Consider the following 18208-nt stretch of genomic DNA (forward strand, 5'->3'; position numbering starts at 1 on the left):
AGGTTATATCGTCACAGAGGGTTTTGTGAATGAGTGTGACACGCCAAACGATTAATGACCATTGCCAGCAGTGGTGGGATTCTGTTACAGACTCTTCGGCTAAGACTGTATCATTAGCACAACAACGTGCTTGGCATCGTTGGCTGCAACAGGGATTACCCACACGTCATCAAGAGTCTTGGAAATATACTCGGGCTGAACAGTTTTTTACAGAGCCTTTATTAAGTCAGCCTTTCCAGAAATTGAGTGTTTTACCACAAAAAAAGGGAATGCAAGTTATTGCCGATATAAAACAGTTATCGGCTAATATCAACCTTGATAAGGTTCGACAGGCTATTAACCCTTTACCAAACGCTGTGGTTGTTTATTGTGTGAATGATCAGTTTTATGTCGATAGTGATGGTGCTTCTCAACTACATTACCAATCGTATGAATCTTCACAGTCTTCAATGTTCCTGCCAGCTCAGGATTTGCTGGATGAAGACAGTGATGGTTTTGCACTACTTAATCTGTCGCTATCGTTATCATCACCACGGCTGACCATTCCAGCTAATAGCCAACTATCATTACACATCGTTTATATTGCAGTAGAAACGGGTTGGTATCAGCCCAGTTTGCGTATCCATGTGTCATCGGGCAGTCAGTTGACGTTAGTGGAGCATGGTATTTCTGTTCCTAGTTATTCTAAGGTTGACAGCTTATGTAATAGCTTGACTCAGCTGCATATTGCGTCCTCTGCAGACGTTTCTTATGTGTATCTCAATCAATTTTCACCCTTATGCCAGCATGTACATCAATTACTGGTTGATTTGGAGGAGGGTGCAAAGATACAGAGCTGGCTTGCTGCCTTGGGAAGTCGGATCTCTCGGTTACAGCTTATTCATCGGTTAGCAGGTAAAGGTAGTTCCGCTAAAGCGAATGCATTGTTATTGGGTCATGCGCAGCAGCACCATGATCATCGCATTGTTTTTCGCCACTTAGCTGAGGAATCTGAGAGCTATTGTTTGCATAAGGGATTATTAGCAGGAAAGGCAAAAGGGGTATTTAATGGCCGCATACTAATGACACCTGAAGCCCATCAAGCAGAAGGGAATATGTATAGTCGCAATATGCTGCTCAGTAGAGAAAGTCGGATGCATACGAAACCTGAGCTGGAAATTTATCATGATGCTGTGCGCTGTGCTCATGGGGCTACGATTGGTCAGCTTGATCGACAGGCATTACAGTATTTATGCAGTCGAGGCATAGCTTTAGCCCATGCTCGACAGCTGCTGTTAGCGGGTTTTATCCAGACGCTTTGGCAATCGTTGCCCAAATCATTATCTGAATGGCTTAATCATCACGTTACACCGAGTTTTGCCTTAGTCAGTGAACAAATGGAGGATGTATGATGGTTGAGCGGCCGCATCAACAACCATCTCAGCAGCAACCGAGTGATAGTCAGTCGACAGTGATTTCGGGTAGGCATTGCTTGACTGATGAGGTACGCCATCAGTTTCCCATATTGCATCAGCAGGTGCATGGTCAGCCATTGGTTTACTTGGATAATGCGGCAACAACCCAAAAACCTAATGCGGTATTGCAGGCACTTGATCACTATTATCGCTGTGATAATGCCAATGTTCACCGTGGTGTACATGCCTTAAGTGAGCGGGCGACTTGGGCTATGGAATCGGCCAGAGATACCATTCAGCAGTTTATTAATGCGGCCAGCCGGGAGGAAGTGGTCTTTGTCCGGGGCACAACAGAAGGTATAAATTTAGTTGCTCATGGTGTTGCAGAGAGTATTTTGCAACCTGGTGATGAGATTGTGATTTCAGCAATGGAGCATCACTCCAACATTGTCCCTTGGCAACTCGTGTGTCAGCGAACACAGGCGGTGTTAAAAGTTATTCCCATTCTGCCTTCAGGAGAGTTAGATCTGGAGGCATACCAACAACTCTTATCAGAACGAAGCCGGTTAGTTGCGATTAGTCATATTAGTAATGCGCTAGGTACGATTAATCCTGTGGCTAAAATAATTTCAATTGCCCATGATCATGGTATACCTGTGCTAGTGGATGGTGCTCAGGCAGTGGCACATACCCCTGTTGATGTACAGGCGTTGGATTGTGACTTTTATGTATTTTCGGGTCATAAAGTGTATGGACCAACAGGGATTGGTGTGTTGTATGGTAAGCAAGTATGGTTAGACCGTTTTCCGCCTTATCAAGGTGGAGGGGAAATGATTCGGCGGGTTAGCTTTGATCATACTGAATTTAATACCTTACCGTATAAGTTTGAGGCAGGTACTCCTGCTATCGCTGAGGCGGTTGGCTTAGGGGCTGCACTGCAGTGGTTTAGTCATTACCGTCAGCATTCTCTGTGGGAGCACGAAGCCACACTGCTCTATCAGCTACAGGCACAATTAAAGACTTTATCGGGGGTCACTATTATTGGCAATGCTAAAGAAAAAACAGCTGTGTGCTCTTTTACCGTAGCAGGCATTCATCCCCATGATTTAGGGACCTTATTAGATCACTGTGGTATTGCGGTGCGAGCAGGGCATCATTGTGCAATGCCTGTGATGGACTTTTTTAACGTACCAGCCACCGTTCGTGCATCACTGGCTATCTATAACACTACTGAGGATATTGCGCGACTGATTAAAGGGTTAGAGCAATCTATGGAGTTTTGGCAATGAACCCTGAGCTAAAACAGTTATACCAAGAACTTATCATGGATCATGGGCGACAACCTCGAAATTTTCACAAGCTTTCTCCCTGTACTCATGTGCAGCAAGCGGATAATCCTCTGTGTGGAGACCAGCTTACTTTGTACCTTGATATAAAAAATGGGGTCGTACAGGATATTGCTTTTCAGGGGCATGGTTGTGCTATTTCAATGGCGTCAACTTCCATGATGACGCAAGCGATTAAAGGGAAATCTGTTGAAGCTGCCTTGACGTTATTTAAACAATTTCACGAGTTAATTATGTCTGGGGAAAGCTCAGAAAATATGGGCCGATTGATTGTACTCAGTGGCGTTAAGGCTTTTCCTATGCGAGTAAAATGTGCCACGCTGGCTTGGCATGCACTAGAGCATGTGTTGTCTGCGAATGATGGGCAAGCAATTACCACTGAATACTGAGTGTAAAGCATGACGAAAAAGATGCCTTCAGCTTCTCTTATTCCTACTCATGTTATCAACGTGGGAGCAGCAGATGCTTTTCCCTCAAGTAGGCGTTATGAAGTGATCAAATTACAGCGAGCCTGTAAGGCTATCCTTGTGCCTGCAGGTGAATCAGTGCGCTTAAAAAAAGGTACGGACGTTGAGCTTGTTCAAAGTATGGGGCTGTCTTTCACTGTCAGGTTACGTGGTAACTTGTTTCGCATAGCTGGGGCAGATGCTGATGCTTTGGGCAAAGAAGAACCCCTATTAACTTTTCCTCAGGTTGATGCTGGAAGGGGGGATGATGAAAAGCTTGATGGTAAAGAGGTTAATAAAGCACATGTCTGGGCAGTACTTCGGCATTGCTATGATCCAGAAATACAGTTGAATATTGTCGATCTTGGGCTTATTTATAACGTCGAAATCATTCAGCGTAAAACAGGTCAACAGGTTGTCCATATTGATATGACACTGACAGCTCCTGCCTGTGGTATGGGGCCTGTGTTAGTTGACGAGGTTAAGCATCAAGTAGAGCAAGTACCCAATGTGGATGCTGTTCATGTCAACCTGGTCTTTGACCCTCCTTGGGATCGAAGTAAGCTTTCCGAAGCGGGTAAATTACAGTTAGGACTCATTTAAGCATGATGTATTACTGGCAAATATAACCTGTCCCAGTAACTCCAGCACAAAAGCAGGGTGTGCCTACGGGGCCAGGGTTGATAACGATTTGACACCATTTGTTGCCATACATATCACAACAATAAAGGTTGTAACTATTGTTATTGGCTGGGGTGTAGCGAGGAGTTCGTTTGGCAGGATAATCAGGGTCAAAGCTATCAAAGTCCACAGGGTTGTCTGCTTGTGGGGTGACGACTTTACTGGGCTGAATGTTGCTATTATTTGTATCGCTGAATGTACATTGTTGCATTACAGTAACGATGCTGACAAGGGCAGTAAGGAATGCGGTTGTTACCGCGAGCTTGCCCCAGAAAGACTTCGGTTCATCAGACATCTACAGCTACCTTACAACGTTGTCTATGAAAGCAGGTGAAACGTAATACTCTATATACAATGGCTTGTTAAATTCAGTATATACGCTTTAGCCGCAGTAATGACTTTTTGTTGGTAAGGCGGTGGGTGAATTATAGTGTTGGAGGCAATTCCTCTAACAGCGCGCTCCATGCGCTGTGTAAGTGATAAAGACTACTCTGCTAATTGATTCAAGGCTGTCCCCGTTAAGCGATATACTGTCCACTCATCTTGAGGTTTAGCGCCAATAGACTCGTAGAAATTAATGGCAGGTTGGTTCCAGTTCAGCACAGACCACTCCAATCGGCCGTAGTGTCTAGATTTGGCAATTTGTGCCAGTTTGCGTAGCAGGGCTTTGCCAATACCATGACCGCGTAATGTCTCATTAACATAGAGGTCTTCTAAATACATACCTGGCTGGGCTAAAAATGTTGAGTAGCTGGAAAAATATAAGGCAAAACCTGCAGGTTCGTCACCTAAAAAGGCGATTATCACTTCAGCAGCAGGATGTTCACCGAACAGTGTGGCTTTAAGTTTATCTTCTGTAGCAACGACTTCATGACTTAGCTTTTCATATTGAGCGAGGTTTTTAATAAAGTTAAGAATAGTTGGAACGTCGTCACTGGTGGCTGGGCGAATTATTAACGGCTGGTTATTATTACTCATTTACTGCTCCATGCTGATTTAAGGGCAAATATATGTTACACCCTTAATAATTATTGTGGGTATTTTTAGCTGAAGAAAATACCTTTTAGAAGGAGCATAATAACGGACTGAATAAACGATATGAACCCCTCCTTTAAATATAGAATATCGAAGTAGGCGAATTACTAGCGTTTACCTGAAGCAGAAAGAAGCTGAATAATGTCATCGGCCAGCAGATGGTGTACGGCATCTGTTGGATGCAAACCATCCCAAAATAGATACTGTTGAGGATTATCAACAATCTTATTTTGCGAAAAATCCCATGCTGAGTCTGTATAATTAGTCAAGGTTATATTGAGTGCCTGATGGGTATAGTGACTATGCTGATGAATTGTATTAATAATTTTTTGGAAGGCCGAGTGGCTATCATAGTAGTAAATGTTGACCGCTTGCCAAAGCTTATCCTGCTGACGCAGACGAATACCTGACGTTAAAACATCATTAAACGTGGTAATAAATTTTTCTGACTCTGCGCGATGTGCGGAAAGTAGAGGTGCGTACTCTAAAGCCGGAATATTACTGACCAGGATATGTCTTGCACCTAATCGATGCAACTTATCAATGTGATGTAGCAGGAGTTTTGCTGCTTGTTCGCCGTTCTGATTTAAGTCGCCAAATAAGGTGAACCAAAGATTATTAGCACCTCCTTGAATACTGATTAATTCGTCGCCTTCAAAATAAGCGTGCTTATGTGCCCAATCATTGATTTGCTGACCAATATTAGGCATGACAGAAGCACCGTGGAGTAGAGTGTCATCCGTTGTGACATCAATATCTTTAAAATATCCTTTTCCTGCTTGAGCGCCACCAATAGCCCAATTTTGTCCTTCATGTGCGTTAATGGTAAAAGGAAAAAATAATTTATTATTAAACTGAAGCGTGCCTTTTACGAGCTGGCGAGCGGGAGATAAATTACCATTAAAATAATGAGCCCATAGGTAGTCAGACCATACGAAGTGATTTGAAAAGCGGCCATTGAAGTAGGGGGGCCGAGCACGTACTCCAATACGTTGATCTGAGGCATTGGCTAGTGCTGTGGTTACTTGGTGTTTATTGCCAGTATCTGAGAGGCTGTCACCAAAAAAAATGATGGTTGAAAATGGTGAGCTGGCATTAGTGAGTAAAGGTAAAGCGCAAAGCATAAGGAGTACTACTCGCATAAACTTCATCGTGATATCCTAACTAGCAAGAAAAAAAGGCATGTATATTGCCATAGATTAGAAAGTAAACTATTTTCTATTAAGAGTAATTGTAAATGATGAAAAAAGAATTAATATGAAATTAAACTAATAACTAAATGAAAATATTTGATCTTTAATTGTAGTTGAAGTGTACGAAAAAAAAGCAGGGTGAAAAACTGTTTTAAGTCAATAATGTAAAAAGTATCAACAGTATATTCTTTTGTTCAGGATAAGTTATAACAGTATAAAAAATGCCAAAAAGCGACATCTCATAGGCAATGAGTTATGTCGCTTTTTTTCAAAGGGCATGCTAATAGAAGTAAACCTTTAGCTATCCCTAAGTTAGTTTACGCTAAATAAAAAAAGGCTGATTATGGCATCATAGGATATATTTTAGATATTGTGTAACCAATCTCTTCATCAGCAATGTAAGGATTGCGATCAATATATACTGATGTTGGATGATTCCAGCGCTTGTCAAACTCGGCGTTAATAATATGCGCATTGCCATTGGCTTGCATCAGCTCCGCAAACAAGGTATCAACTGTTTTAAACATACCTCTTCTGTCTTCTGGTACAACGGCCCCAGTACTTGTGTTGACAACATTTTTTACCTTATTGTCAAGCACATCAACTCTGAATGGTACGCCTGCATCCATACAGAAACAAGAGTAAGTATAAACATAAGAGTAGTTGGTGATTTGTTTTTTGTACCACCCAGCATAAGCACCATAAACTTGGGGTTTAAAGTCTTTGCTGAAATTATCCATAGGATCTGCAGAAACAGCACTAGCTGCAACAGACATTAATGCGATAGGTAAAATGTGGCGAAATTTCATGTTGAACTTCCTGTCCCAAAAAAGAGAGTTTTAGGAATTAATTTATATCTAACTATCGTTTCACTTCTGCCAAAATAGCAGTATTCTTGTTATGTGTATGTAAATAACTTAGTACAGCATCTCTGATAGTTAGAAATAAATTTGCCTTTTATTTTGAGTATTCTTAAGTACAGTACCTGTACATCTTGAGCTTAGTGTAACAATAGTCACCATTATGCACAGCTAATGGTGTTTTACTGCTTTTGATATTAAGTCTAAGCTTGAGATATTATTGCTCGAATAACGTTGTCACTAGGATGATGACTGGGGTCAATAATACATATTCTGTTGTCTAAATCAATAGCTGGTATAAATTTATTGGCGTCAATAAATGTTAGCTTTTTGCTACGATATTCGTTTAGGCCAACACTGTAAATATGGGTAAAAGAAGGGATGGATTGAAATCCGGCTAAAAATCTTTCGCGAAGGGTATATAATCATTAAGGTTACAATGTATTGATTTTCTTTATAGGACGGACAAAAGGAATTGGAAATATCTTTTTATATGAGCGTTTGATTGGCTTCTTATGTTGACTTATGCTTGGTTTTTTTTGGCTGTTAGCCTGAATATAGACTCAGTTCCGCCGTTGTTAGTGGTTGGAACGCCTGAGATTCCTTATCGCTATCAAGATGAAACAGGCGAATTGAAAGGTATTGATATTGAGATTATTCAGGGTGTTATGCAAGCGATGCACTTTAATTATACGATTCGCTTAGTGCCTGTTGGTTCTCGTATTATCAAAATGGCTCAGTCTGGTGATGTAGATATAGTGCTGAGTTTTTCAAAGAAGTCTGATCGTTTAGCTTATTTGTTATACCCCAAACAGTATTATAGCCTGTTTACCTGGAATTTTTTTATCCGTCGTGATGATGCTGCACATATTAAGTATCAAACGCTCAAAGATTTGGAGTCATTACGGGTGGGAGCCACGCAAGACTGGTCATACACTGAGGCTTTCTGGTCTGCCCCATTAAACTTACATGTTGAAACCAATAATCTTCTGCATATTGAAAAGTTATTACGTAACCGTATTGATGTTGTACCGATGAATACGTTACCCACCTTGATAGAACTTCATCAACGTGGGTTAAATCAGTTTATAAGCTATCTACCCAAGCCTTTGAGTTCAAAAGCTTATTATAATCCTACCAGCAAGTTTTCAACGCATCCTTTACTATCCAAGTGGCGAGTTAATTATGATCGTTTACTTTATTTATGGTTAAAGAATGGTCAAGTGAAGGCGATTTATCATCGATATTTTCCAAAAGATATTATTACTGATGATCTGATTCCTGCTCCACAAGCCATGGAGCAGACTCCTACTGATAACTAAAAGGTCGCCTGGTCTCTGTGTATCAGTAAAGCTTTTAATACAAGACTAAGTAGGCTTTATGAGAGAGAGCGTTAATCATGAGGCGGCCATGGGGATGTTGGTGCACTAAATTGCGGTCTTCCTAATATGGGACTGCTGAGCAGATAAAAGCCATGATTGGTAAATAACCAAAATAAATTGCGATCGTACTCAACGTAAACACTGTGAGACAAATTACCCATAGCCGATGGATGGACACGGTCAGGTGCGTAAGGAGGTACAAAATATGCGCTGATAAATGGATTGTGCGGGTTAGATACATCATATACTTGTAAGCCTGCATTATAAAAATTATAGGGAATAATGCCTTTGCGTGCGCTGCCTGGTTGGGTATAAGCACCGGTTCGTTTAGGACCAAAACTGCCTCTTCGTTGGCAAAAGTCAGTAAACATGGCCTGTTTGGGCGGATGAGGTCGAGGTAGAACATTTGTGATTGTAGGTTGGTGAGGATTACTGACATCGATTTGATAAATATGTTTGTAAGGCTCCCAACAGTCTTCGTTTAGAGGATATCCACTGTAATAAATATGTCCAGTGTAGTTGACTTGGCTGATATCGATAAAATCACCTTCTGTACCCGCAACACTTGGAGGGAAGTTTAAGTGAGCAACGGTCTTCATACGTTTGGGGTTGCTGATATCAACACTATAAAAACCAAGGCCTCCCATTGCCGCATAGCCATATTGAGCTGGTTGTGATTTAGTGGCTGGAGGGATAAATAACGACATGCGTGCGCCCATCCAGGACGTTCGATTTCCTGCGCGAGGATTCTGTTGATAGGCAAACGCATGCCAGCGATTATTTGTTCGCTGGCCAGGAACGGTAAGCTGGTCTAAAAAAAGTGGGTTTTCTGGGTTGCTTATATCCCAGGACTGGTAGCCTGCACTATACAAATCATTAGGGTATTCGGTTAAAGCGTAATCGGCACTTGGCGCTGCTGCAACAAACATCAGCTGCTTACCAGAAAAAGTTGGAATATCTCGAACACCAGAACCTTGTTGTTTTCCAATAGTAGCATCAGGATGGGTAATATCTGTCGTACGTGTTGCTAACAGTTCCCATTGATCAGGTAAAGGGCCATGCATAGCATAAACTTTAAAGCCTTTTAAGTGAGGTGCAGAGCGAATAGCTTTTACTTTTTCTTGCTCTTGGTATTTATCATGCAGTAAACCAAATCGTTGAACTTCATAGGCTTGGACCATAATGTAATGTTGTCGTTTGACATCCCATTGAATAGTACTGGCACCCATCATCTCTCCTGGTGGAAAGGGGTTTTCTTCGGGACCAGGACCATCTTTTCCCCAGGTACTGCCTTTGGTGAATAGCAACTTTGCCTGTTTGGGATAAGTGATATCAAAGATTTTTAAATCACGGCGAACATATTGATATAAATAACGGTGACCATTGAAATCAACAATATTTTGCCATGTATGAAAGGGTTCAACAGTAATAGGGTAATAGGCTTCAACTGTCATATTATGGATGTAACTATTGGTATCCCAGTAGTTAAGTTGCCCAGGAAAAGGCTGTGGTTTAGTTTGCTCGGGTGTTAAGGCGGGGTGCTTGAATTTACCAGTCTTAAGATTCATTCCATAACTGGTTGGGTCAGGAGGAAGAGGCTTTTTTTCTGGTGTTATATTGACCAGGCTTTTTAAATAAGGGTCTGTTATTGGGTGGGATGGTTTATCACAGATTCCATGCGGAGCAAAACAAAATGATATGCTAATAAGAGATAAAATAGAGTAAGTTTTTATCATGTTATGGTTTCCGCCTTCCGTATGCAGAACATTTTCAATCGAAATAAAAAAACATGAGTCTAGCGCCTTTCTTGACATAAGCCACTTTATATAAAGAAAGGCGAACAATAGAGTGTATCAAATGATATGCATCATTGCTTGCTTAAGTAGGGCTACTAAGGCGTTTATGCCTTTATTTCAACAATTAAATTCTTTTCGTTGTAAATATTTCTATATAATTATTCTAATTTATTCAGTTAAATAGCGTGGCACAATTGAATCATGTTTCCATTATGGTGATGAGTTAACAAAAAATACGCTTCATTAAGGAATTTAGACTGTTTAATCGTCACTCTACACCCAGTTATTTATTTTATATGCCAATTATCCAGGAAAAGTAACCGCTTATTTATAGTGGTATTTTCTTATGAGTCATACATTTGTTTTATTTTGGTTAAAAAATTACCAATAATGTGTGCAGTAAATACCTCGACTTTGGCCATCATTCAATACACATGACAGCTAAAAATAAGCTATTAGAAACAACAGGTTAGAATTAATTCATATCATGGTTTTCATTAGACATGAGTTAATTCAGGTTATAAACACTAACTGTATTGCTTTACCTGCAATGCCTTAGCTTCTAAATGGCCAAAGTCGAGTAAATACAATACTGTGTAATTTTTCAGGAAAATAATTAAAAGTAGTTGTCATTGATGGTTAATATCAGTATTGTGCCGGCTGGTACGATTGTACCGGGCAGATTTATTGCTTACCGGGGAAGCTGTTATATAGTGGAAACCTATTATATAAAGTGGTAAGTGATGAATCTGCCCAACTCTATTTATTTTTTACAAAGACCCTAAAACAAAGCTTTTTGTATCTAGGGTATGTGTATATCCATGAATAAGATCATTTAATTCCAATTAGAACAGCTCATCGGTCTTATATAGCCACCAGTCAAGAAAATAAAAATAGTTATATTCGGTATGAATTAGCTGGATTTATTTAGAAATAATGCGGTGCGCAATTTTACTTTTCCAAACTGACACATACGGCCAAAGCTTTCGCGCCGAATAGGCAGATGCTGATTGTCCAATGCTGTTTTATGGTACTTTTCGTCAATGTAAGGATCATGGATATACACGAAGTATTTATCAATATCGGTTACGACTACCCAATGTGGTGTTTTGCACCGATCTAATTGATAGGTGCTGATTAATACAATTGCTACTTGGTTTTGGTTAAGGGCATGTTCAATGTCATTGATCGTCAGGGGGCGATGGTGAGCTCGAATAGATGTTTTAGATATTTGTGATAAAAAATCATTGTGGACTAATGTCAGCACTTCTTTTTTATGTGTACTTCGTACAGAGTCAATGAATAAAGGCTGCTGATGACTGATCATCATTTCAACGTCAAAGCCCCGTTGCCACGCAGCAAGTGCTAAGCCATGTGGACCACAGCCACCGTGACCTGATGTCATAAAGATGGTTGTTGCCTCACGCCATAGTTGCAATTCAAGATGCTGGGTTACAGAAAACTCTGGTTTTAACGCTTGCATTGCCATCATTAAGGCCGCAGGACCACAGGTAAAGTCGGTTGTTTGCGAGTAATAAGGAATCGTACGAAACTGACATGACTGTTGATGATAGAGGATCCGCTTTTGGAGTCGAAGCGCATCTTCTTGGTCGTCATAATACTGTTTATAGATACCAAATGATTTGTACCCCATTCGCTGATAAATGCGGATGGCGGCTTCATTATCCAAACGAACTTCCAAGCGCATAAAAATACAATGCCTTTGAGCTGCCTGTAACTCACTAAAGTGCATTAATTGTTGAGCAATGCCTTGACCTTGGGCTTGGGGGAGGACAGCGACTGAATATAACCTGGCCAAACAAGTACCTCGGTGATAAAGGATTAATACATAGCCAAGGATGGGACTGCTTTGACTGCTTTGGGCTACAGCTAACAAAGCGGTGGAGGAGTGTAAAAAATGTTTAAAGCTTCGTTTACTTAGCCGATCGCTGGTAAAACATATTTGCTCAATTGCCAAAAGTTCGCTTAAGTCATTAGGGCGGGCAGGGCGGATTTGAATGCCAGTTGACCTGTCAGAGTCGTGAGGTTGAAATTCAGGAGAAAACATAAGTTGACTCAATAAATGGGTTAGTGTTAACTGCGCTATACCCTTCGCGAATAACTGTTATATATGTTATCCAAACTGTATTGAAACCACCTATATCCACTAAGGTCGATGTGAATGCATTTGTTCAAAATTTTAACCTACCGTCACACCCGTCTTTAATACTATAAACGTAATAGCTATTCAAAGCTACTAAGATGATGTGACTAAAAAATAAGCTGCCCGATGTATAGTGTTCGAAATAAATAAACATTTGTTGGTTAAATAAATTAAGGCACATGCGATTATGTCTCTCCTATATATCGTTGTTGAATCAACCAAAGATTGGAAGGACTTTTACCCAAGTGATGATGTGATTACGTTTGAGGACTATGTATCGTTATCGATGTCGAAAAAGAAGGAGCGAGTTAGAGTTCTCAATTTATGTCGGGGTTATAAATATTTAAGTAAAGGATATTATTGCTCATTACTTGCTGAAGCTCGGGGTCATCATGTTATTCCTTCAGTGAAAACACTTAATGATTTACGCAAACGAAAAATCTACGCCATTGACCTGGAACTTATGGAGCCTGATGCGCATATTGCCTTAAAGCATTTAAAGAAAGAAACCCGAGTGCATATTGATTTTAAATGTTATTTTGGCACAACTCCTCAGGAGTCAGCACAGCCCATTGCCCGCTTGTTGTTTGAGCGGTTTCAGTGTCCTGTGTTACAGCTTTAGCGAAGAACAAAGTAGATCATTGGTTGGTGACGTCATTAAAAGCACTATCACCCACCAGTTTAACGGATGATGAACAAACGGTGTTTGCTGAAGCGTTGGATGAGTACAGTCGAAAAATTTGGCGAAAACCAAAGCTGGCCAAGCGTTACCGCTACGATATGGCGATTTTGCATAACCCTGAGGAAGCATTTCCACCCAGTGATAAAATGGCGTTAAAACAGTTTGTTAACGCTGGAAAACGACTTGGGGTTTCTGTGGATTTGATTCAGCCTAAAGATTTTCTGAGATTGTCAGAGTACGACATGTTATTTATTCGAGAAACAACAGCCATTGATCATCATACGTTCCTGTTTGCCAAAAAAGCTGAAGCAGAAGGTGTGGTTGTTATTGATGATCCACTCTCAATTATGCGTTGTACCAATAAGGTTTTTTTAGCTGACTTATTTAGAACTCATCATGTGCCAAGTCCTCACACAATCTTGCTAATGCGTAACCAAAAGCCACAAATTGATCAACTGGAAGCAACGCTTGGCTTTCCCTTGGTATTAAAAATACCTGATGGATCTTTTTCCAGGGGGGTCGTAAAAGTGACTAATGCGACAGAGTTACAGATGCACTTGAAGGAGCTTTTTAAACAGTCGGCACTGTTATTGGCTCAAGAGTATATGTATACACCGTTTGATTGGCGTATTGGTGTGTTACAAGGTAAACCTATTTATGCTTGTAAATATTTTATGGCAAGGGATCACTGGCAAATTTACCAACATAATACGTCACATGTAGAGAGTGGAGACTATGAGGCGATACCCACCTATGAAGTACCAAAGCCAGTGGTTAAAGCGGCTGTAAAAGCGGCGAACTTGATTGGTGATGGATTATATGGCGTAGATATTAAAGCCCTCGATGATCGAGTTGCCGTCATTGAAGTTAATGATAATCCCAGCATCGATTATGGTGTCGAAGATGGTTTTCTTGGTGATCAACTTTATGAGCTTATTATTGAGGACTTTATTAGGCGCGTTGATAATGGAAAAAGAAGCGTCACATCATTGTAGTATTTTTTTATTGTATAAAGCTTAAGGCTCCTGTTCTATAATACCAATATAGTATTCATTTAAGTGGACGAGTAGTGGTTAATGAGAAGCTGATTCATTAAAATGGGTTACGTCATTGACGCACAGTAAAATGAGTGACTGACGTAAGGAAGAATCTCTTAAATCAATTTAACATATAAGTATGGTCACAGCGATTACACTTAATTACAATGCACACTGCTTAACTGTTGGGTTTTTGATGAGATAGATTACAGGGCTGTAATAGAAAGTGAGTAGACCTGTAAAACTAGGGAAGGTTTTAAAGGAAGTTGATTTGTAAAAAGTTAACTTCTTCCATATAACGCTGGGCTTAACAAAATGAGGTAAGTCTATGGTCATGGAAGATTTGCTCTGTGTAACGTACAACGGCGCTTTTTATATTGCACCTGTCGTTTATGAAAAGTCCATTGCCGCGTTACCTTCAAACCCTGATGAGCCTGACGCTGACCAGGCCTCAACAAATGTATCATCAGGCACTTCACAACCAGATATGGTTCCTATAGGTGTTTATTTAGAAGGAAAAATTGTGCCTTGGGATCGGCTGGATAGTATACACTATGAAGCGTCTGTTTTAGTTAGAAAAGGAGATGCTATATTTCAAGAGGCATCTTAAATCAGTGAATTCAATTAGACTGTTTATGTCAAATGGCACGCTTTCTATGCATGACATTTTAATATGAATAAAAAATGAAAGTGGTTGATTTGTGTAAACGTCTCCCTGATTAAAAGTGTTGATTACACTAGGGTGTCTAGTTCTGTCTGCTATAAATCTCTTTTCCGCTTATACCTGCTTATTCTCGCAAGTGATAATTCCAGATGGCTGACTATTATTAAAGGACATGAACGCTTATTACAGCCCATGATCTTTAAAGGTAGGTGATAGTGGGAATTCGAATTAAACAGGTCATCAATGAAGACTGATCAGTCTTCATTTTCTGGGTTTATTCCGTTATTAGCAAGTCATAGGGTTGCAGCGCACCTGTTGATGGGGGTTGCAATTATCGTAGGGCTTTGGGCATTACGACACATTAATACTCAGTTTTTTCCTTCCTTTGAGGTTGATGTCATTACCGTTTCTTCTGTTTGGAGTGGGGCAACCGCTGAGGATATACAACGTAGTATTACGATGCCTGTTGAGCAGGTATTAAAAGGGTTAAATGGCATTGATAAAGTTTATGCGACATCAACCTATGGCGTCAGCTTAATACGAATCGAGGTTCAGCCAGAGGTTGCTTTATCGGATGTGTTGGATAATGTAAAGCAAGCGGTTGATAATCTGCGGGACTGGCCCGAAGCGGCTGAGCAGCCAGAAATACGTTCTCTGGTACGTTATGAGCCCATTGCGAAAGTTATGTTACGAGGGGCTGTCAGTCTTGATGAGTTACGACAACTGGCTTACCGCTTTGAAAGAGAGTTATTGAACTTAGGTATTCGTAAGATCGACTTTAGAGGCCTGCCAGAGCAAGAAATCGCTATTAAAGTCGCGCCAGAAAAGCTATATGAACTTGGTATTACACTACAAACACTTTATACATTAGTCACTCAACGTAGTGTGGATTTACCCGCTGGAACAGCGGCAAGAAAAGAAGGCGCAAAGCCAGTACGTAGTTTAAGCCAAGCACGAGATCCTGCGGCATTAGCGGCACTACCCTTAGTCATTGATCCTGCTGGTCGTTTGATCAGATTAGGAGATATTGCAGAGGTAGTAAGGCAACCTAAAGATGATCAAGTCTTGTTAACCAGTAATGGTATGCCAGCTGTTGAGATGACGCTGCTTAGAACTGAGCGTGATGATACGCTTCAGGCCGCTGAAATGTTACGACAATGGTTAGCTGCATCTACCCATGAGTTACCTAAGGGGATTACCCGGCATGTGTTTAATGAACGTTGGCAGTATTTGCAGGAACGTATTTCCTTATTGCTCAAAAATGGGGTAGGGGGGTTATGTTTAGTCATTATCATGCTATTTCTATTTCTAAATGCTCGAGTTGCGTGGTGGGTAACATTAGGTATTCCAGTCTCTTTTTTATCTGCACTGGCCATTTTTTATTTAATAGGAGGTACGATTAATCTGGTCAGTTTATTTGGCCTGATTATGACGCTGGGTATCATTGTTGATGATGCGATTGTTGTTGGAGAAAACACACTTCAACGTATCCAGGGGGGGGACACGCCACTTCATGCGGCCATTAGCGGTGCACATTTAATGTTAGCCCCTGTCGTAGCCTCATCGTTAACGACAATTGCGGCATTTCTTCCATTACTGATTCTTGAAGGTGATATTGGCAATATTTTACGGGATATTCCCGTTATTGTAATTTGTGTCATTGTTGCATCGTTAATGGAATGTTTTTTTATTTTGCCTGGTCACTTACATCATAGTTTAAGTGGATTATCATCTCACCGTTATTCTTTGCGTGAGAAAATTGATAATCGATTTAGTCAGTTTCGTAATGGGCCATTTCGCCGTTTAATTCAACAAGCCGTCCATTATCGAGGGCTGACTATGGCTGCTGCATGTTGCTTATTGGCAATAAGTATTGGCTTAGTGGTTACCAATCATATTAAGTTTACATTTTTTCCTACAATTGACGGTAATAACCTACGGGCCAATGTACAGTTTACGGCAGGAACGTCTCAGCAAGCAGTGAGTCAATTTTTAAGTTACCTCGTTCAACAGTTGCGCGTTACCGAGCAGCAATTTGATCAACCCTTTATCGATCAAGTGTTAGTTATCCATCGCGCGGCTTCATTTGGTTTTCGTGGACAAGAAGCCGATGGTGATGAGCTAGGTTCTGTTGAAGTTGAAATCAGTTCTGCAGATAAACGACAGTTTAGTGATGCGGAGATTATTCGGCAGTGGCGACAACATATTGAATTACCCGCAGGTGTTGAAAAATTTACTTTAACTCAACGACGAGCGGGTCCCTCAGGAAAAGCGATTGAAATCAAATTGACGGGTTCATCGTTAGCTGACCTCAAAACAGGTTCTCAACAAATACAGGAAAAATTACGGCAATTTCAGGGGGTTACTAATGTGGAGGATGATTTACCCTTTGGTAAGGAACAACTTATATATTCTCTGACACCCGTAGGGTATGCATTGGGTTTAACGCTTAATGAAGTGGGACTTTATTTAAGGGCTGCATTGGATGGTCGGCGGGTTCAAATATTTCATGATGCAAATGAAGAACTTGAAGTTCGCTTACGCTTATCTGATGCGCAACGTGATTATTTATCTGCATTACAACAACTGCCTGTGGTTTTAGCTGATCGGTCAACTGAATTATTAAGTAATATTGTCAAATTTGAGAGCAGACAAGGGGTTGATAGCTTAAACAGGGTAGATGGCGAGTTAGCAATTATTGTCAGTGCGGATGTTGATGAAAATAGTGCTAATACCAACGAGATTCTGGGTCAATTACAGCAAACGTTTTTTCCTCAAATATCGGCAACACTGGGGATTCGCCTTAGTTACGAAGGACAAACGGCAGAACAGGATAAAACGCTGGATGATATGGTATTAGGCGGCGTTATTGCACTGTTACTGATTTATATTATTTTAGCCTGGGTTTTTTCCTCTTATAGCTGGCCATTTGCAGTAATGATGGCTATTCCCTTTGGTCTTACGGGGGCTTTTTTTGGGCACTTTATTATGGGCATGAACTTAACGATTTTATCGTTATTTGGCTTATTTGGACTAACGGGTATTGTGGTGAATGACTCAATCGTATTACTCAGCGTTTACCGACAACTCCGTTTACAAGGTATGGGGATACATGATGCGATTGTCGAAGCCGCATGTCGACGATTGCGTGCAGTATTATTAACATCGCTTACCACCATTGCTGGGCTTACACCTATTCTCTTTGAAACATCCTTGCAAGCTCAGTTTTTGATTCCAATGGCGACATCCATTGTATTTGGTTTGACGTTTGGAACCGTACTGATTTTGTTGGTCGTACCTGCTTTTTTGGTACACGTTGAGTGGTTATCAAAGACAACTAAACACCACTGGCGTGGTCTGATTAATGGATATTAACCACGATTTAACCTTTTCATGCCTATAGTACTTCAGCTATGCACAGTATCTTAGTGTTGATTAGCCTCTTTATTGTGAATAGACCCTTTGCAGTTAATAGAATTTTGGCTGTAAAAGACTGTAAATAGTACCTTGGCTGTGAAATTAACAGGA

Annotated in this window: 15 protein-coding genes; 9 read left to right on the forward strand and 6 right to left on the reverse strand. The window is 40.6% G+C overall.

Features of this window, described 5'->3' with window-relative positions:
* Nucleotides 1–29: 29 nt before the first annotated feature.
* The 4 genes from KCG35_RS09690 to sufT are packed head-to-tail and all read left to right on the forward strand — an operon-like array spanning nucleotide 30 to nucleotide 3789.
* On the forward strand, nucleotides 30–1391 hold the full coding sequence (locus tag KCG35_RS09690) for a SufD family Fe-S cluster assembly protein (protein ID WP_215819497.1): 1362 nt from the start codon (nucleotides 30–32) through the stop codon (nucleotides 1389–1391).
* Nucleotides 1388–2683: a cysteine desulfurase gene (locus tag KCG35_RS09695; protein ID WP_230409113.1), complete on the forward strand. Its 1296-nt coding sequence runs from the start codon at nucleotides 1388–1390 to the stop codon at nucleotides 2681–2683. The genes KCG35_RS09690 and KCG35_RS09695 overlap by 4 nt, the downstream gene beginning before the upstream one ends.
* Nucleotides 2680–3129 (forward strand): Fe-S cluster assembly sulfur transfer protein SufU, encoded by a 450-nt coding sequence (sufU, locus tag KCG35_RS09700; protein WP_215819498.1) that lies wholly within the window; start codon nucleotides 2680–2682, stop codon nucleotides 3127–3129. The genes KCG35_RS09695 and sufU overlap by 4 nt, the downstream gene beginning before the upstream one ends.
* 9 nt (nucleotides 3130–3138) lie before the next feature.
* On the forward strand, nucleotides 3139–3789 hold the full coding sequence (gene sufT, locus KCG35_RS09705; protein WP_230409114.1) for a putative Fe-S cluster assembly protein SufT: 651 nt from the start codon (nucleotides 3139–3141) through the stop codon (nucleotides 3787–3789).
* A gap of 10 nt (nucleotides 3790–3799) precedes the next feature.
* On the opposite strand, the gene KCG35_RS09710 is transcribed toward sufT, so the two are convergent.
* The 4 genes from KCG35_RS09710 to KCG35_RS09725 all read right to left on the reverse strand — a co-directional run bounded on the left by KCG35_RS09710 (nucleotide 3800) and on the right by KCG35_RS09725 (nucleotide 6904).
* Nucleotides 3800–4162 (reverse strand): hypothetical protein, encoded by a 363-nt coding sequence (locus KCG35_RS09710; protein WP_215819499.1) that lies wholly within the window; start codon nucleotides 4160–4162, stop codon nucleotides 3800–3802.
* Nucleotides 4163–4353: 191 nt separating this feature from the next.
* Nucleotides 4354–4845 carry a GNAT family N-acetyltransferase gene (locus KCG35_RS09715; protein WP_215819500.1) on the reverse strand — a complete coding sequence of 164 codons (492 nt, stop codon included), beginning with the start codon at nucleotides 4843–4845 and terminating at the stop codon, nucleotides 4354–4356.
* A 164-nt stretch (nucleotides 4846–5009) separates the two neighbouring features.
* On the reverse strand, nucleotides 5010–6053 hold the full coding sequence (locus KCG35_RS09720) for an SGNH/GDSL hydrolase family protein (protein ID WP_215819501.1): 1044 nt from the start codon (nucleotides 6051–6053) through the stop codon (nucleotides 5010–5012).
* 383 nt (nucleotides 6054–6436) lie between these two features.
* Nucleotides 6437–6904 carry a DUF6174 domain-containing protein gene (locus KCG35_RS09725; protein WP_215819502.1) on the reverse strand — a complete coding sequence of 156 codons (468 nt, stop codon included), beginning with the start codon at nucleotides 6902–6904 and terminating at the stop codon, nucleotides 6437–6439.
* 566 nt (nucleotides 6905–7470) lie between these two features.
* Between KCG35_RS09725 and KCG35_RS09730 the strand changes: the two genes are divergently transcribed.
* Nucleotides 7471–8277: a substrate-binding periplasmic protein gene (locus KCG35_RS09730; RefSeq protein ID WP_215819503.1), complete on the forward strand. Its 807-nt coding sequence runs from the start codon at nucleotides 7471–7473 to the stop codon at nucleotides 8275–8277.
* 71 nt (nucleotides 8278–8348) lie between these two features.
* Here the strand turns inward: KCG35_RS09730 and KCG35_RS09735 are convergent, their stop codons facing one another.
* Together KCG35_RS09735 and KCG35_RS09740 are read right to left on the reverse strand one after the other, a co-directional pair.
* Nucleotides 8349–10073 (reverse strand): LVIVD repeat-containing protein, encoded by a 1725-nt coding sequence (locus KCG35_RS09735; RefSeq protein ID WP_215819504.1) that lies wholly within the window; start codon nucleotides 10071–10073, stop codon nucleotides 8349–8351.
* Between the two features lie 973 nt (nucleotides 10074–11046).
* Nucleotides 11047–12201 carry a GNAT family N-acetyltransferase/peptidase C39 family protein gene (locus KCG35_RS09740; protein WP_215819505.1) on the reverse strand — a complete coding sequence of 385 codons (1155 nt, stop codon included), beginning with the start codon at nucleotides 12199–12201 and terminating at the stop codon, nucleotides 11047–11049.
* Nucleotides 12202–12484: 283 nt separating this feature from the next.
* Here KCG35_RS09740 and KCG35_RS26320 point away from each other — a divergent pair, with 283 nt between their 5' ends.
* The 4 genes from KCG35_RS26320 (at nucleotide 12485) to KCG35_RS09755 (ending at nucleotide 18055) form a co-directional block, all read left to right on the forward strand.
* Nucleotides 12485–12919 carry a RimK-like ATPgrasp N-terminal domain-containing protein gene (locus KCG35_RS26320; RefSeq protein WP_230409115.1) on the forward strand — a complete coding sequence of 145 codons (435 nt, stop codon included), beginning with the start codon at nucleotides 12485–12487 and terminating at the stop codon, nucleotides 12917–12919.
* Nucleotides 12898–13974, forward strand: a complete 1077-nt coding sequence (locus KCG35_RS26930; RefSeq protein ID WP_309227344.1) for an ATP-grasp domain-containing protein — start codon at nucleotides 12898–12900, stop codon at nucleotides 13972–13974. Before KCG35_RS26320 ends, KCG35_RS26930 begins: the two co-directional genes overlap by 22 nt.
* Before the next feature lie 370 nt (nucleotides 13975–14344).
* Nucleotides 14345–14626 (forward strand): hypothetical protein, encoded by a 282-nt coding sequence (locus KCG35_RS09750; RefSeq protein ID WP_215819506.1) that lies wholly within the window; start codon nucleotides 14345–14347, stop codon nucleotides 14624–14626.
* 297 nt (nucleotides 14627–14923) lie between these two features.
* A complete protein-coding gene (locus KCG35_RS09755; RefSeq protein ID WP_215819507.1) occupies nucleotides 14924–18055 on the forward strand; it encodes an efflux RND transporter permease subunit in 3132 nt (1043 codons plus the stop codon).
* Nucleotides 18056–18208 lie beyond the last annotated feature (153 nt).

Source organism: Zooshikella harenae (genome assembly GCF_018837975.1).
GTDB lineage: Bacteria > Pseudomonadota > Gammaproteobacteria > Pseudomonadales > Zooshikellaceae > Zooshikella > Zooshikella harenae.

Bases quoted from the DNA above. Each gene is read 5' to 3' on its own strand.
- KCG35_RS09690 (WP_215819497.1), top strand. From the start codon at position 30: ATGAGTGTGACACGCCAAACGATTAATGACCATTGCCAGCAGTGGTGG.
- KCG35_RS09695 (WP_230409113.1), top strand. From the start codon at position 1,388: ATGATGGTTGAGCGGCCGCATCAACAACCATCTCAGCAGCAACCGAGT.
- sufU (WP_215819498.1), top strand. From the start codon at position 2,680: ATGAACCCTGAGCTAAAACAGTTATACCAAGAACTTATCATGGATCAT.
- sufT (WP_230409114.1), top strand. From the start codon at position 3,139: ATGACGAAAAAGATGCCTTCAGCTTCTCTTATTCCTACTCATGTTATC.
- KCG35_RS09710 (WP_215819499.1), bottom strand. From the start codon at position 4,162: ATGTCTGATGAACCGAAGTCTTTCTGGGGCAAGCTCGCGGTAACAACC.
- KCG35_RS09715 (WP_215819500.1), bottom strand. From the start codon at position 4,845: ATGAGTAATAATAACCAGCCGTTAATAATTCGCCCAGCCACCAGTGAC.
- KCG35_RS09720 (WP_215819501.1), bottom strand. From the start codon at position 6,053: ATGAAGTTTATGCGAGTAGTACTCCTTATGCTTTGCGCTTTACCTTTA.
- KCG35_RS09725 (WP_215819502.1), bottom strand. From the start codon at position 6,904: ATGAAATTTCGCCACATTTTACCTATCGCATTAATGTCTGTTGCAGCT.
- KCG35_RS09730 (WP_215819503.1), top strand. From the start codon at position 7,471: ATGTTGACTTATGCTTGGTTTTTTTTGGCTGTTAGCCTGAATATAGAC.
- KCG35_RS09735 (WP_215819504.1), bottom strand. From the start codon at position 10,073: ATGATAAAAACTTACTCTATTTTATCTCTTATTAGCATATCATTTTGT.
- KCG35_RS09740 (WP_215819505.1), bottom strand. From the start codon at position 12,201: ATGTTTTCTCCTGAATTTCAACCTCACGACTCTGACAGGTCAACTGGC.
- KCG35_RS26320 (WP_230409115.1), top strand. From the start codon at position 12,485: ATGTCTCTCCTATATATCGTTGTTGAATCAACCAAAGATTGGAAGGAC.
- KCG35_RS09750 (WP_215819506.1), top strand. From the start codon at position 14,345: ATGGTCATGGAAGATTTGCTCTGTGTAACGTACAACGGCGCTTTTTAT.
- KCG35_RS09755 (WP_215819507.1), top strand. From the start codon at position 14,924: ATGAAGACTGATCAGTCTTCATTTTCTGGGTTTATTCCGTTATTAGCA.